This window comes from Qipengyuania soli (assembly GCF_015529805.1).
Lineage (GTDB): Bacteria > Pseudomonadota > Alphaproteobacteria > Sphingomonadales > Sphingomonadaceae > Qipengyuania > Qipengyuania soli.
In genome coordinates, this window is the sequence record NZ_CP064654.1 from 1,228,077 (window position 1) to 1,242,376 (window position 14,300).

Genomic DNA, 14,300 nt, shown 5'->3' on the forward strand with positions numbered 1-14,300 from the left:
CCTTCAGATTTGCTGGCCCGCCCCTAACGTGCGGGCGGCGATTGTAAAGCTGCGCGGGGAAAGCGGTTAATAGACGCCGCCCTGTTCCTCGACGAAATCGCCGGGACGCGTCGCATTGCTTTCCTTCGCTTTCGACTCCGCGGATGGCCCCTGACGGGCGCGCCGGATCAGCTCGAGGATTTCGTTGCGCTTCGCGGCAATCGCGTCGGAACGCGTGGCGCGCGGCGGTTCGGTATCGGGCTTGAACGCCTCCCAGATGATCGATGCCTTGGGATCGTCGGTCGGCGTGCCCTCGAAAACGCGCTTGCCAGTGACACGGTCGATCTTGACCATGCGCACGCCCGGGGGGGCGACAAAGTCTTCCGCAATCCAGCGGTCCTTCGTCTTCTGGACGAATTCCTTCATGATCGGCGCGGCGGTATTGCCGCCCTGTACCCACCCGCCGAGGTTTCGCGGCTGGTCGAAGCCCACGTACATGCCGGCGACGATGTCGGGAGAACCGCCGACGAACCAGGCGTTGGTCGGGCCGTTTGTCGTCCCCGTCTTGCCGAACAGCGGGAGATTGAGATCGCGCAGGCGCACGGCTGTGCCGCGCGTGACCACACCCTGCAGCATGTGGACAACCTGGAACGCCGTGCGCGGGTCGAGAACCTGTTTGCCTGACGGTTCGAAGCGCGGCATCGGCTGCCCGTCCCACTGCTCCATGTTGCAGCCCGTGCAGTTGCGCTTGTCGCTGCGGAAAATGACCTTTCCGCGGCGGTCCTGGACATAGTCGATGACCGAGCCTGCGTTCTGGCGACCCCAGTTGGCCAGCGCGGCATAGGCATTGACCATGCGCGCAACCGTGGTGTCACCAGCACCGAGCGCGAAGGAATAATACGGGTCGTAGCTGCCGATTCCGACACGCTTGAAGGTCTTGATGACGTTGTCCATGCCGGTCGTATCGGCGATGTGGACCGTCATCAGGTTGCGCGACTGCTCAAGGCCCCAGCGCATTGTGTGAACCCCGCCGCCGCCGCCGCCGAAGTTGCGGAAGCACTTCTCGCCCAATCCCGCACCCTGGTAGACGCAGAAGGTCTGGTCCGGGACCTGCGTCGCCGGGGTCATGCCCTGGTCGAGCGCAGCGGCATAAACGAAAGGCTTGATGGTGGAACCCGGCTGGCGCAGTGCCTGCGTCGCACGGTTGAAGGCGCCGAGGCGGCTATCGAAGCCGCCCTGCATGGCGAGGACACGGCCGGTCTGCGGTGCTTCGGCAAGGAATGCACCGGACACTTCCGGAATGGCGCGCAGGCGGAAGCCATTGCCGCTCTTCTCCGCAGCGACCACATCACCTGTCTTGAGCGTCGAGGGCGCATCGACGATCGGGTACTCTTCGCCGTCGGAAAAACCGATCCGGCCCGGTGCGACCACGACGCCGACTCGCCAGCCCTTGTAGTTGATCGAGAGGTTCGAAGAGGCCAGCTGCGAAGTGAGATCGCCGTTATCCGGATTCAGCGTCGCAACCGGACCGGTGAAGCCGCGATTTCCATGATAGCGCAGCAACGCGCCGCGCAACGCATCGCGACCGGCATTTTGCAGCTCGATGTCGAGCGAGGTGCGTACCCACAAGCCGCCGGCATAGACGCTGTTGCTGCCTTCTTCGGCGGTCTCTCCGAATTTGTCGATCAGCTGGCGGCGCACTTCCTCGAGAAAGTATCCGGCGTCGGCCGAACGTTCGCTACGCTGCTGCACCAGGCCCAAGGGCATTGCCTTGGCTTTGGCCGCATCGGCTGCCGAGACGAAGTCATTGGCAACCATCTGGTCGAGCACGAAATTGCGCCGCGCAATGGCCATTCCTTCGAACTTCTTGCGGCCATATCGCTCGGGCGCCTTTGGCAGGATTGCGAGGAATGCAGCTTCATGGAGGGCAAGATCACCGACGTCCTTGTCGAAATAGGCGCGTGCGGCAGCCTGGACGCCGAAGCTGCGGCGGCCGAGCGGGATTTCGTTGAGGTACAGCTCGAGGATTTCCTTCTTCGTCAGCACGCCTTCGATGCGTGTCGCGAGGATCATTTCCTTGAGCTTGCGGGTGACCGAATACTCGTCACCGAGAAGCAGGTTTTTCGCAACCTGCTGTGTAATCGTCGAACCGCCGACCGCACGACCTCTGCGCATCGGGTTGGCGTAGTCGATCACGGCACCCAGCGTGCCGGTCAGATCGACACCGCCGTGGCGGAAGAATGTCTTGTCCTCGGCAGAAAGGAACGCCTCGATCAGGCGCGCCGGGAAATCGACATATTGTAGCTGTACGCGTCGTTCGCGAGCGTAGGAATGGACGATCTCGCCATCGACGCCGCGAACCACGGTGGGCAGCGGGGTTTCGTAATCAACGAGCGATTCAGCGTCAGGCAGGTTCCGCGCCAGGGTCGCCCAACCCAGCACGATCATCACCACCCCGAATCCGGCAATGTAGCTCGCCACGCGAAGCCGCTGGCTGTGCGCCCAATTGACCGTGAACCACGCACGCAGGCGCTGCGGGTCGTTCATCAGGCGATGGCGATAATAGTCGAGAGTGGATTGTTCGAGCATGATGTGGAATGCGCCTCTAGCACGCCAATTCGGCAAATCGCCAGAACGAACAGCGCGGCTTTTTCAGCTTTCTTTCTGGCGGGCGAAATAGATGCGGATGGCCCGTGCCATTGTTTCGGCGAAACGACGCTGTCCTTCGGGTGAAGACAACCGCGCAGCCTCGTCCTTGTTGGTAATGAAACCGCTTTCGAAAAGGACCGAAGGCACATCCGGTGCGCGCAACACCTTGAGAGCGGCCGACCTTTGCGGTTGGGGATGGAAGCCGAGCCCGACCTCCCGTCCTTCGCGCAAAATAAGGCGCGACAGTTCTCCCGATTGCTCCTGCGTGCGCCGTTGCGAAAGTTCGACGAGGATGTTGCTGACCGTGTCGCTCTGGTCGCCCAACTCAACGCCGTTGACCCTGTCCGAGGCGTTCTCCCGCTCGGCAAATCGCGCGGCTGCCTCGCTCGATGCCTCGTTGGATAGCGTATAGATGCTGGCTCCCGCTACGTCGCTCGCATCGCCAGCGCTGTCTGCGTGGATCGACACGAACAGCGATGCATCGAGCCTCCGGGCAATTTCGAACCGCTCGGAATGAAGCAGGTAACGGTCATCGTCGCGGGTCAGCGCGACGCGCACGTCACCATCCTTTTCGAGCTGATCGCGAAGGGCCAGCGCCAGCTTCAGTACGAGATTCTTCTCGACCAGGCCCTGGCCCGCAGCGCCGGGATCGTGCCCCCCGTGTCCGGCGTCGATAACGACCAGAGGCAACCTGCTGTCACCCCTCACTGTCGGCAGGACATAGCCCTGCGTCGCCTCCGGCAAGGTAATGCGCTGCGTGTAGCCCTTGGTGGAAAAGGCCCACCAGTAGACGGCCCCTGCGACCGCGACCGCGAGGCCGAGAACCAGAAGCAGGACCGTGAGTTGCGCGCGCCGTGACATTGCAGCGCCGGGGTTAGGGCTATGTTGTCGTTCCGCGCAATATGGTTGCCCATCGAAACCCACGGTGCTAGCGATGCCGCATCGGCAATCCTGTGCCCCCGCATACGGGCTAAGCACCGAAGGATAGCCAAGAATTACAGGTTGATGCAGGATATGCTCCGTCCCTCCCCGACATTCGCAATGCAGGCAGAAGCCAGCAGCGCGTTTGCGTCGGGCCGGTCAGCGCAGGACATGCGCATGAGCACTCCCGCAGTCACGAATACCCGGCCCCGCTCCATCGAGCGATCCGGTCGGTCCGCAAACGCCGCGCCCATCGCAGAGGGACGCGGAATCCCCAACATGATGCGCCGCGCGAAGGCAGGGTCCGCCCCGCCCCGCAGCGGCTGGAGTATATTACATGGCAACGCGCATGCTTATCGATGCGCGCCACCAGGAAGAAACCCGGGTGGCGGTCCTCAAGGGAAACCGGATTGAGGAGTTCGATTTCGAATCTGCCGATCACAAGCAGATCAAAGGCAATATCTATCTCGCGAAAGTAACCAGGGTCGAACCGTCGCTTCAGGCGGCCTTCGTCGACTTCGGCGGCAACCGCCACGGGTTCCTCGCTTTCAGCGAAATCCATCCCGACTACTACCAGATTCCCAAGGAAGACCGCGAAGCCCTGCTCGCGGCCGAAGCGGAAGTGGCCGAGGAAGAGGCTCGCCTCCGCGAGGAGGAAGAAGACCGCGGCGAAATGCCCGGCGACGAATACGACGCCGAGGATGAAAGCGCTGAAAGCCTCGTCGAGGACCTTGCCGAAGACGGTCTGGAAGAGGTCGATACCTCCGAAAAGGACGATGTCGCCACGATCGAGGAAGGCCACGTCGACGGCAATGGCGACGACGAGGACGATTCGGACGAGGAAGAAGACGAAACCGCCGAAGACGGCGAAGACCGCAGTCGTGGCCGGGGCCGCAAGGGCCGCGGACGCCGCCAGGGCAAGGGTGGCCGTGCCCGCGCGAAGGGTGTCGACGACGCCCGCGCACGCCGCATGGAACTGCGCCGCCGCTACAAGATCCAGGATGTCATCCAGCGCCGCCAGGTGCTGCTCGTCCAGGTCGTCAAGGAAGAACGCGGCAACAAGGGCGCGGCCCTCACCACCTATCTCAGCCTTGCCGGCCGCTACACCGTGCTCATGCCGAACAGCAGCCACGGCGGCGGCATCTCGCGCAAGATTTCGAGCGCCAGCGACCGCAAGCGGCTGAAGCAGATCGTCTCCGACCTGACGCTGCCCAAGTCGATGGGCCTGATCGTCCGCACCGCCGGCCTCAGCCGCACGAAGCCGGAAATCAAGCGCGACTTCGACTACCTTGCCCGCCTGTGGGACGAAATCCGCGAGAAGACCCTCGCCTCGGCCGCGCCTGCGCTGATCCATTCGGACAGCGATCTGATCAAGCGCGCCATCCGCGACATCTACAACAAGGAGATCGAGGAAGTCGTCGTCGAGGGCGAAAGCGGCTACAAGTCGGCCAAGGAATTCATGAAGTTGTTGATGCCCAGCCACGCGCGCAGGGTTAAGCAGTATGCCGACCCGGTGCCGCTGTTCCAGCGCTATGGTGCGGAAGACCAGTTGAAGGCAATGTACGATCCGGTCGTGCAGCTTAAGAGCGGCGGCTACCTCGTCATCAACCCGACCGAAGCCCTGGTCTCGATCGACATCAACTCGGGCCGCTCCACCAAGGAGCACAATATCGAGCAGACCGCGCTCTCGACCAACCTCGAGGCCGCGCGCGAGATTGCCCGCCAGCTCCGCCTGCGCGACATGGCCGGCCTGGTCGTGATCGACTTCATCGATCAGGAGCACCACTCGAACACCCGCAAGGTCGAGAAGGCCATGAAGGAGGCGCTCAAGAACGATCGTGCGCGCATCCAGGTCGGCCGCATCTCCAGCTTCGGCCTCATGGAAATGAGCCGCCAGCGCCTGCGCACCGGTGTGCTCGAAGCTACCACCCGCGATTGCCCGCATTGCGACGGCACCGGCCTCGTGCGCACTGCCTCTTCGGCGGGCCTCTCGGCGCTACGCCTCATCGAAGAGGAAGCGGCCAAGGGCAAGGGAACGATCATCACCCTCGGTGCCAGCACCGAAGCGGCGGTCTATCTCCTGAACGAGAAGCGCGCCGACCTGATGGAGATCGAGGAGCGCTACGGCGTGACCGTGGTCGTGCGTCCGGAAGGCGAGGACGAAGGCGCCAAGATGAGCGTCGGCAGCTCGGGCCCGCGTCCGACCAACGCCCCGCGTTTCGAAACCATCGCCGTCGAAGAAGACGATGACTACGACGTCGAGGAAATCGACGAGGACGAGGACGAGGAAGAAGCCGAAGCGCGCGACGACGATCGCTCGCGAGACAAGAAGCGCCGCCGCCGTCGTGGTGGACGTGGACGCAACAAGCGCCGCGACCGCGAGGAAGGCGATGAAGGCAGCGAGGCCGAAGAAGCAGAAGGCGAGGAAGCCCCCGCCGAACGCGGCGATGAAGACGGCGAGGATCGCCCGAAGAAGCGTCGCCGTCGCGGTGGTCGCCGCCGGGGCGGTCGCGGTCGCGGTCGCGGTTCGGACGAGGTGACGGCGGAAGACGCCGAAAACCTGGCCGAGGTATCCGAACAGGTGGTCGACGACATGGCCGTTGTCGCAGGACCGGAAGGCTCGCCCGAAACCGCCGAAGCAGCTGCGGAGGAAGAGGCGCCCAAGCCCAAGGCCAAGCGCACGCGCAAGAAGAAGGTCGAGGAGCCAGCTCCCGAGGCAGAAGTCGAAGCCGAGGCACCTGCCGAGGAAAAGCCCAAGGCCAAGCGTACGCGCAAAAAGAAGGCCGAAGAGCCTGCAGCCGAAGCCGCCGAAGCCGAGGCTCCCGCAGAAGAGGCGCCCAAGCCGAAGCGTACTCGCAAGAAGAAGGCGGAGCCTGCTCCCGAAGCAACGGGCGATGCTCCTGCCGAAGAAGCACCGCAGGCTGAAGACGCCGCACCGACCGATGAAGGCGGTTCGCCGCGTCGCGGGTGGTGGCAGCGCACCTTCGGCGAATAGGCTTGCACGGATACCCCGCCGACGACGCGACGCGCCCTGCGCATCACCGCGTCGGCGGGGGTTTCCGCAATCCCCCCGGAAGTCCGCGCCAGGACGCTACACTTCGCGATTTCCTGCGCTTCCTGCTGCTCGACATGCGGCGCGCCAAGCTGCCGCCGGTACCCGATGGGCACGTTGCCGCTGATCCGCTGGATCTCGCCAACCTCCCTGAAAATCACGTAGCCTGGCTCGGCCATGCCTGCTTCGCCATGCGCATGTCAGGCAAACTCGTCCTTACGGACCCCTACCTCAGTCGGACTGCCGGACCGCTGGGATTCGGCCCGAAGCGATTCATTCCGGCGGCGGTCGCCGCGGCCGAACTGCCCAGAGTCGACCTGATTGCGATCAGCCACAACCATTACGACCACATCGATGTGCGGGCCCTGCGCAGCTATCGCTGGCGCAGCGAAACCCCCGTTGTCTGCCCTCTAGGCGTCGGTAGGCTGATGTCCCGGCTCGGCTACCGACACATCGTGGAACTCGACTGGTGGCAGGACTGGCAGCTCGACTCGCTCACCCTGAGCTGCCTGCCTGCGGTCCACTTCTCGGGACGTGGCCTGTTCGACCGTAACCGGACACTCTGGTGCAGCTTTGGCTTTGCCTCCTCCGATCGCAACGTCTGGTTCGGCGGAGATACGGCACCGGGCGCCGTGTTCAGCGAAATCGGCCAGCGAGCGGGCCCGTTCGACCTCGCCATCGTCGGTATCGGTGCCTACGAACCGCGCAGCATCATGCAGGCAAGCCACGCCACGCCCGAGGAAGGCATTGCCATCGCCCGCGACATCGGGGCAAGCGCGGCGCTCGGCATGCACTGGGGGACGGTGATGTTGACACCGGAGGACCCGTTCGAAGCACCGGAACGATTCCGGCGAGCAGCGCTGGAACAGCAATATGGCGAGGCGAACGCGTGGACACTGCCGATAGGCGGCGTGCGCGCCTTCTAGGCGAAGGCTACATCCCTTCCTTGCGGGCGACGCCCCATTCCATCCAGCCCATGACCTTGGGCGCCTTGTCGAGATAGGCCTGCCCGAGCGGCTCGACCGAAAAACCGGCGCCGCGCAGCGCCGAACCAATCGGACGTGTCAGGTGGCAGCCACCGGCGAGGGGCTTCCATATCGGCTCGATCCGGTCCTGCCATTTGGCGACACTCGCATCCGGCGCACGGCCATGTTCGAGAAACAGCAATTTGCCCCCGGGCCGAAGGATCCGGCGCATCTCGGACATCACCTGCGCCGGGTCCTGTACCGAACACAGCGTGTAGGTGCACACGACCGTGTCGAACATGCCGTCGCGGAACGGAATGTCTTCGCCCACTCCCTGGCGGATATCGACATCCCAGCCCTTGGCCGCCGCCTGCGCCCGTGCGCCCTCTAGCAGCTTTTCATGCGGGTCGATGCCGGAGAAACTGGTGACGAGATCGGTGTCGTATAACGCCTGGTTCAGGCCGCCGCCGCAGCCGAGTTCGAATACCTTGCCCTCGGCCAATGGCACAATCTCGCGTCGCCGTTTGGCGATGCCTTTCTGGCCGCATGCCAGCGTGATCATGCGCGGCATGACGTGGCGATCGTAAAACTGCCGCAAGCCCATCCTTGCCGCTCCTCCCCTCAAAGGAGCTGTTATTATGCCTGAAACTTCACCGGTGGGAACTGGAAATCGGTGCTATGTTGCGGTTCTCGCAAGATAAGCGCGAATGTCCTGCAGGTCCTGCGGCTTGTCGACGTCGACTGCGGCGAGACCATTGGATGCCCGGACAAGGCGCGCTTCGATTCCGATGCGCTTGCCGAGCCTTTCGATCCCCTGTGCGAGGCCAAGTCGCCCGAATGCGTAGGACACGAGGGTTCCGAGCCCGAGCCTACCAGCAATTCGCCACGGACGCTTGCGATCCGCCTCGACGCTGCGCCACGTGGCCAGCGCCGCCTGGGCGCGGGGTGTGCGAAGGTAGAACAAGTTGCAGCCCGACCACGCGCCGTCGGCAAAACGCAGATAGGTGCGCTTGGAACCCGGCACGGCGGCTTCGATATCCTCCTGCCTGGCGAGAGCCACGCCGAGATCGGCATCAGCGGGTGTATTCGTGACCAATTCGGTCACCCACGCTGCCTGCAGCAGGGCGTGATCGGCAGTTGTGATGACAATCGGCGCTCCCAGCGATGCGAAGGCTATGCTGGCACTCTCGCTAGGCCCCGTGCCGGTAGGGAGGACTTCGCACCCGAGCGTGCGTGCCAAGTCAGCGACCGGACCTTCGTCGCACGAGACACCGATGCGTTCGATGTTTGCCCCACGCAGTGCAGTGACCACGCGATCCAGCAGCGCCCTCCCCTCGATTTCAATCAGTGCCTTGTGGGGCTTGCCTTCCGCGCCCGCCAGCGGGTCACCGCCCGGCCGCGTTCCCGCCAGCACCAGAGCCGAGGTCACTGCGCGCGCTCCGCCCTCACGAGGCCCCGCATCACGCGCCAGACAGTCGCGCTCATGAGCATCCACAACACCGCCATGCCGCAGGCGACAGCGATACCCACGCCGATCGGCCCCATGGGCGACAATGCGAGGATGCCGATACCGAGCACGGAAACTGCGATCAGTCGGATGGCCAGTGGATATTGCGCATGGCCGGTCGAATAGAGCATCGGTTCATAGGTAACGGAGGCCAATTCGAAGGATGCCGCTACCGCCAGCGGGATCAGGATGACTGCGCCGCGCGTGTAGGCGTCCCCGCCGATGAGTGTCAGCAAGGGCTCGCCGAGGAAGACCGCAACAAGCGTCACAACCGCACCCGCCAGCGCGGCGATAACCGTTACCTGGCGAACCAGCTTGCGGAAGAGATCGATCGATTGCGTGGTCCGCGCGACGGCGAACTCGGGGAAGATCGCACGGGTGAGCATGCCCGAGAGCTTGCCAATGCCTTGTCCCAGCTGGTCGGCAAGGCGGTAGAGTCCCGCCGCGCTGGTCCCGAGAAGATAGCCCACCGCCAGCACCGGCCCCTGTTTGTAGATCGCATCGAGCGTGGAGCTGGCATAGGTGATGCCGAAGAACTTCGGCACTTCGGGATTGCTCGTCAGCGTTTCGCGGAAATGGCCGAAATTCTCGCGACTGAGCGCCTTCGGCACGAGCCGCCAGGCGACAAGCCAATAGAGAGCTCCCGTCAGAAGGTCGAAGAAGGCCCAGGCGAAGAGAAAACGCCCGACTGTCGGCCCCCATAGGATGATAACCAGCGAAGCGATCAGGCGACCCGCCGGGACCACCGCCTCGACATAGGTGCCCAGATCGAAGCGATCGAGGACACGGACGATGCCGTTGGGAGTGGTCATGCGCGACCACAGCAGCGCGACATTGAACCAGAAGGCCATGTCGATGAATTCGGGGTTGAGATCCAGCGCGCCGCCGAAACCGTAATAGACCACATAAGCGACGATGGTGCCGACTATCGCGCCCGACACGTCGATTGCGCCGCACAGCCAGACCAGGCGCCCGAAATTCCGCCAGTCCTTCCGGTGCGCAGGATCGGCGCCGAATTTGACGACAGTCTGCCACGTCTGGAAGCTCGCCAGGGCCACCAGCGCGAGACCGGTCGCAAAGATCAGCGAGAAGTGGCCGAAGTTCTTGAGGCCCAGAGAGCGCGACAGAATCGCGAGATAGGCAATGGAGCAAACCGCCCCGAAGCCCTTCCCGCCCATCAGCCAGGCGACATTCTTGAGGATGTTGAGCAGACCGCCGCGCCGGGGCTCGCCGGGCCGGTCCGTCTCCATGTCCGCAAGTTCCATTACAAATCCCGAAGCGGCACGCGGCCCGATACTCGGCAGCGCGGTAGCTGCTGGCGCGTATGTAGGCAATCGGCGCGCGGCTGCAATTCACTTTGCATCGACGAGTCGTTGCCCTATCCGCGCGGCCCATGTCCCGGGCGGTCTTCCTGTTCAACCACGATGCGGCACACCAGGTCGCCCACCTTGCCCCGGTCGCAGGCGCAATGGCACGCCTCCATCCGGAAGTGGAAACGGTCGTCGCCTATGCCAGCGACGCCATCCGCGCGCGGGTAGAGGAGCTCTTGCGTCCCGGGGATGCGGAACGGATTGTCTGGCAGGAACTGTCGCTGCCACCCGTGGCAAGAGCCGTCAGCAGCCTTCTGGACAAGATCGCCCCGGTCACGCGACTGGCGCGCCTGCGGGTCCACCAGCCGCTGTTTGCCGCGAGCGATGCGGTTATTTCGACCGAGCGGACGTGTCTTCGGGTAAAGAAGCGTCTCCACCCGCGCACGGCACCGCTCTTCATCCGCGTACCCCACGGCACGGGTGACCGCAGCGTCACCTTCCACCCCGACCATCGCAAGTTCGACCTCAGCCTCGTCGCGGGACCCAAGATGAAGGAGCAGCTTGTCGCCAATGGCGTCGATGCGGCGAAGATCCAGGTCACCGGCTATTCCAAGTTCGAAGGGGTCGACATCGACGCGCGGCCCGACTTCTTCGGCAACGGCCGCCCGACCTTCGTCTACAATCCGCATTTCGACCCGCACCTGTCGAGCTGGTACGATGCCGGTCCCGACCTGCTGCGGTGGTTCGCGAGCGATCAGGGTCAAGCCTACAACCTGGTCTTTGCGCCGCATGTCATGCTGTTCCGCAAGTCGATGCACATTTCGCCCGAATACAAGGTCGGCAGGATGCGCCCGGAGATACCCGAAGAGGACCTCGCAGCTTCCAACGTGCTCGTCGATGTCGATGGCCCGCGACTGTTCGACATGTCCTACATGCTTGGCGCGGACGGTTACATCGGTGATGCATCGAGCCAGCTTTACGAATTCCTCGTTCGCCCGCGGCCGGTATTCCTGCTCGATCCCAATGGTGCGCTGGGTTCGCAGGGTGAAGAAACCCTGCCCTTCCTGCGGACCGGGGAGCGGGTCGAGAGCATCTCGGCCCTCGCCGCGGCATTGGCCGACTGGGAAGAAAGCGGTCGAAAATATCGCCCCGAGCAGGAGCAACTGATCGCCCATACCTTCGCGCTTTCCGACACGCCCGCGTCGGAACGTGCCGCGAACGCCATCGCCGAAGCCATCGCGCGGCGGAGGGGGTGACGGGTGCGCATAGCCTATGTGATCAATTCGATGGAAGGCGGCGGGGCGCAGACCCCCCTCCCCAAGATCGTGCGCGCGCTCGAGAAGGCTGGTGCCGAGGTTCTGGTCATGGCCCTCACTCGCCGCAATGGGCTCGCCATCGAGCGGCTTCGGGCGGAGGGGATCGAGCCGCTTGTCCGCGACGGAGGCGAAAAGGACCAACTGGCCGCCTATCGCTGGATCAGGGACGAAGCGCGTCGATGGAATGCTGACGTCGTCTGGACATCGCTGACCCGGGCCACGCTGCTCGGCCAGGTCGCGGGCCGCACGCTGGGCGTCCCGGTCGTCAGCTGGCAGCACAATGCGTTCCTCAAGCCGTGGAACGAACGCCTCCTTCGCTGGCGGGCGAAGTCGGCCGACATCTGGGTTGCCGATAGCGCGCAGGTGGCTGCCCTGACCACGGAGCGCCTCGGCATTCCTGCGGCGAACCTCGTAACCTGGCCGATCTTCGCTGCCGAACCCGATGCACCGCAGTCTAGGCCCTGGCAGAAGGGCGAGACTGTGAGGATCGGCAGCCTCGGTCGCCTGCACCCCAACAAGGGCTACGACATCCTCATCGAGGCCCTCGCGCTGATGCATTCGCGGGCCGATGCGCCGACGACGCCCTACAGGATCGAAATTGCCGGCACCGGCGCTGACGAGGCGGACCTGCGTGCGCAGGCGAAGGCGCGCGGCATCGACACCATCGACTTCATCGGCTTTGCCAGCGACCCCGCCGAATACCTCGCCGGCCTACACCTCTACCTCCAGCCGTCGCGCCGTGAAGGGTTCTGCATCGCCGCGCACGAGGCAATGCAGGCGGGCCTACCGGTGATCGTGTCGCGTACGGGAGAGATGCCATTCACCGTCGACACGCCAGCCATCGGTCGGGTGGTCGAGGTGGGCGATGCGCAATCGCTGGCCGCTGCACTCGCGGAGCTGCTCGCCGAACCGGAAAAGCTTGCCGCACTGGGCCAGGCTGCTCGGGCACGGGTCCTCGAAAAGTTCTCGCAGGACCGCTTCGATGCCGTGGGGGCAGAAATCGTGGGCCGGCTCGAAAAACTGCTCAATCCGCGCTGATCACCCGCCAGCCGCGCGCTTTTGCCCTGGTTCGCTTGCCCGCGCTCATACTCACGAATATCGCCTCGTCGGCCAGTTCCAGGAGCGGCGCATCGGCGAAGCTGTCGCTTACGAAGCGCAGCTCCGACTCTTCCAATGAGAGGCCCTGTTCTGCCGCCCATGCGCGCACGCGGGCGAGCTTGGTCTCGGCATAGCAATTGCCGCCAGGGATCGTGTGCCCGTCCCAGCGCGTCCCGATCAGTGTCTCGATCCCGAGGTGGTCGGCAAATGCGCGGGCGTAGAATTCGAACGCAGCGGTCGCGACAAGGATTTGGGCACCCTTAGCACGATCCTCTTCAAGAAATGCCAGGGTCGCAGGCATGAAGCCTCCGTTGCGGGCACGATGCGCAGCAAATTCACGACCTGCCTCCTGCAGCGTCGCGACCGGTGCATTGCCCAGCATAAGCCGCATCCCGCGGGTCTTGAGCATTGTGCGGTCGTATAGCCCGATGCGATAACCGATCATCATCGCCACCCAGACCGGCAGAAGCGCCAGCCTCCACGGGGCAATCCGGCGCGCCGCAAAGACGAGGAAGGGCGTAAAGGTCGCCCGTCGCGTCAGCGTGTTGTCGAGGTCGTAGATGGCGATCCGCATGTGGCGCGAGTGCCAGCGCAGCAGGACGCAATCAAGTCAGGGGGCGATTTCCTCACCCTTCCAGTCGAAGACCTTGCCGCTGTCGGCCGGCGTCAAGGCGTCAATCACGCCGAGAAGGTTTCGTGCCGCATCTTCGGGCTTCCTCAGTTGCCCCTCGGGCAAACCGGACTGGAACGGTGCGGAAAGCCTGGTATCGACCGTCCCGGGATGCAGGGCCGCCACGACGGAGCGCTTGTGGGTCCGCCCCATCTCGATGGCGAAATTGCGCACCAGCATGTTGAGCGCCGCCTTGCTCGCCCGGTAGCTGTGCCAGCCGCCAAGCCGGTTGTCGGAGATCGAGCCAACCCGTGCAGACAGCGCCACGAAGGCACAGCGTCCTTCGCGCGGGAACAGGGGCAGCATGTGCTTGGCGATGAGTGCAGGACCGATGGTGTTGATGCGGAACATCTCTTCCATGACGGCCGCGTCGATCTGGCGCAGGCTGCGTTCGGGACTACTTCCTCCGCTGAGCGTCAGGACTCCGGTGGCCGCGATGACGAGGTCAGGCGGAGTTGCCCGCAAATTTTCCGCTATCCTGGCGATACTGTCCTCGTCGGCGAGGTCGAAAACGAAGCTGCGCGCTCCTTTGAGGTCCGTGTCGCCGCTGCGACTGCCACACCATACCTCCACCCCATGCGACAGCAGCGCCTCGGCCAGTGCGCGACCTATGCCGCCTCCGGCACCGAACACCACCGAGCGGCGGAACCCCTTTCCTACATCGTCCATGTCGACCTAGACCCGTTAGATGACCTACCGGTTCCCCTCGAATGCGCCGAAAATCGGCCATTCAGCCCTTCGGACGGGTTTTCTTCATGACCGTGTTCCATGTGTTCCATCCTTTAGGACAGGCATTGCGGGAAATGCGTCATACTCGGTCTTGCGCCACTCGT

Annotated in this window: 11 protein-coding genes; 4 read left to right on the plus strand and 7 right to left on the minus strand. The window is 64.1% G+C overall.

Going from position 1 to position 14,300, the window contains the following annotated elements; genetic code table 11:
- Positions 1 to 66: 66 nt before the first annotated feature.
- Both IRL76_RS06190 and IRL76_RS06195 read right to left on the minus strand, forming a co-directional pair.
- On the minus strand, positions 67 to 2,568 hold the full coding sequence (locus IRL76_RS06190; protein ID WP_425504510.1) for a penicillin-binding protein 1A: 2,502 nt from the start codon (positions 2,566 to 2,568) through the stop codon (positions 67 to 69).
- Positions 2,569 to 2,631: 63 nt separating this feature from the next.
- Entirely contained in the window at positions 2,632 to 3,489 is an 858-nt protein-coding gene (locus IRL76_RS06195) for an N-acetylmuramoyl-L-alanine amidase family protein (RefSeq protein WP_200983913.1), read from the minus strand.
- A 397-nt stretch (positions 3,490 to 3,886) separates the two neighbouring features.
- On the opposite strand from IRL76_RS06195, the gene IRL76_RS06200 reads away from it, so the two are divergent.
- Both IRL76_RS06200 and IRL76_RS06205 read left to right on the plus strand, forming a co-directional pair.
- Positions 3,887 to 6,544, plus strand: a complete 2,658-nt coding sequence (locus tag IRL76_RS06200) for an Rne/Rng family ribonuclease (protein ID WP_200983914.1) — start codon at positions 3,887 to 3,889, stop codon at positions 6,542 to 6,544.
- Positions 6,545 to 6,546: 2 nt separating this feature from the next.
- Positions 6,547 to 7,527: an MBL fold metallo-hydrolase gene (locus IRL76_RS06205; RefSeq protein ID WP_200983915.1), complete on the plus strand. Its 981-nt coding sequence runs from the start codon at positions 6,547 to 6,549 to the stop codon at positions 7,525 to 7,527.
- A gap of 7 nt (positions 7,528 to 7,534) precedes the next feature.
- On the opposite strand, the gene IRL76_RS06210 is transcribed toward IRL76_RS06205, so the two are convergent.
- The 3 genes from IRL76_RS06210 to IRL76_RS06220 form a co-directional block, all read right to left on the minus strand.
- A complete protein-coding gene (locus IRL76_RS06210) occupies positions 7,535 to 8,137 on the minus strand; it encodes a class I SAM-dependent methyltransferase (RefSeq protein ID WP_246450071.1) in 603 nt (200 codons plus the stop codon).
- A gap of 105 nt (positions 8,138 to 8,242) precedes the next feature.
- Positions 8,243 to 8,995 carry a nucleotidyltransferase family protein gene (locus IRL76_RS06215; protein WP_200983917.1) on the minus strand — a complete coding sequence of 251 codons (753 nt, stop codon included), beginning with the start codon at positions 8,993 to 8,995 and terminating at the stop codon, positions 8,243 to 8,245.
- Positions 8,992 to 10,338, minus strand: coding sequence for a lipopolysaccharide biosynthesis protein (locus tag IRL76_RS06220; protein WP_246450023.1), 1,347 nt, complete (start codon positions 10,336 to 10,338; stop codon positions 8,992 to 8,994). Before IRL76_RS06220 ends, IRL76_RS06215 begins: the two co-directional genes overlap by 4 nt.
- Before the next feature lie 128 nt (positions 10,339 to 10,466).
- On the opposite strand from IRL76_RS06220, the gene IRL76_RS06225 reads away from it, so the two are divergent.
- Positions 10,467 to 11,639, plus strand: coding sequence for a hypothetical protein (locus IRL76_RS06225; RefSeq protein ID WP_200983918.1), 1,173 nt, complete (start codon positions 10,467 to 10,469; stop codon positions 11,637 to 11,639).
- 3 nt (positions 11,640 to 11,642) lie between these two features.
- Positions 11,643 to 12,737, plus strand: coding sequence for a glycosyltransferase (locus IRL76_RS06230; protein ID WP_246450024.1), 1,095 nt, complete (start codon positions 11,643 to 11,645; stop codon positions 12,735 to 12,737).
- Here IRL76_RS06230 and IRL76_RS06235 read toward each other — a convergent pair.
- Both IRL76_RS06235 and IRL76_RS06240 read right to left on the minus strand, forming a co-directional pair.
- Positions 12,724 to 13,371, minus strand: a complete 648-nt coding sequence (locus IRL76_RS06235; protein ID WP_200983919.1) for an HAD family hydrolase — start codon at positions 13,369 to 13,371, stop codon at positions 12,724 to 12,726. The two genes, IRL76_RS06230 and IRL76_RS06235, sit on opposite strands and share 14 nt — an antisense overlap.
- Before the next feature lie 36 nt (positions 13,372 to 13,407).
- Positions 13,408 to 14,136: an SDR family NAD(P)-dependent oxidoreductase gene (locus tag IRL76_RS06240; RefSeq protein ID WP_200983920.1), complete on the minus strand. Its 729-nt coding sequence runs from the start codon at positions 14,134 to 14,136 to the stop codon at positions 13,408 to 13,410.
- Positions 14,137 to 14,300 lie beyond the last annotated feature (164 nt).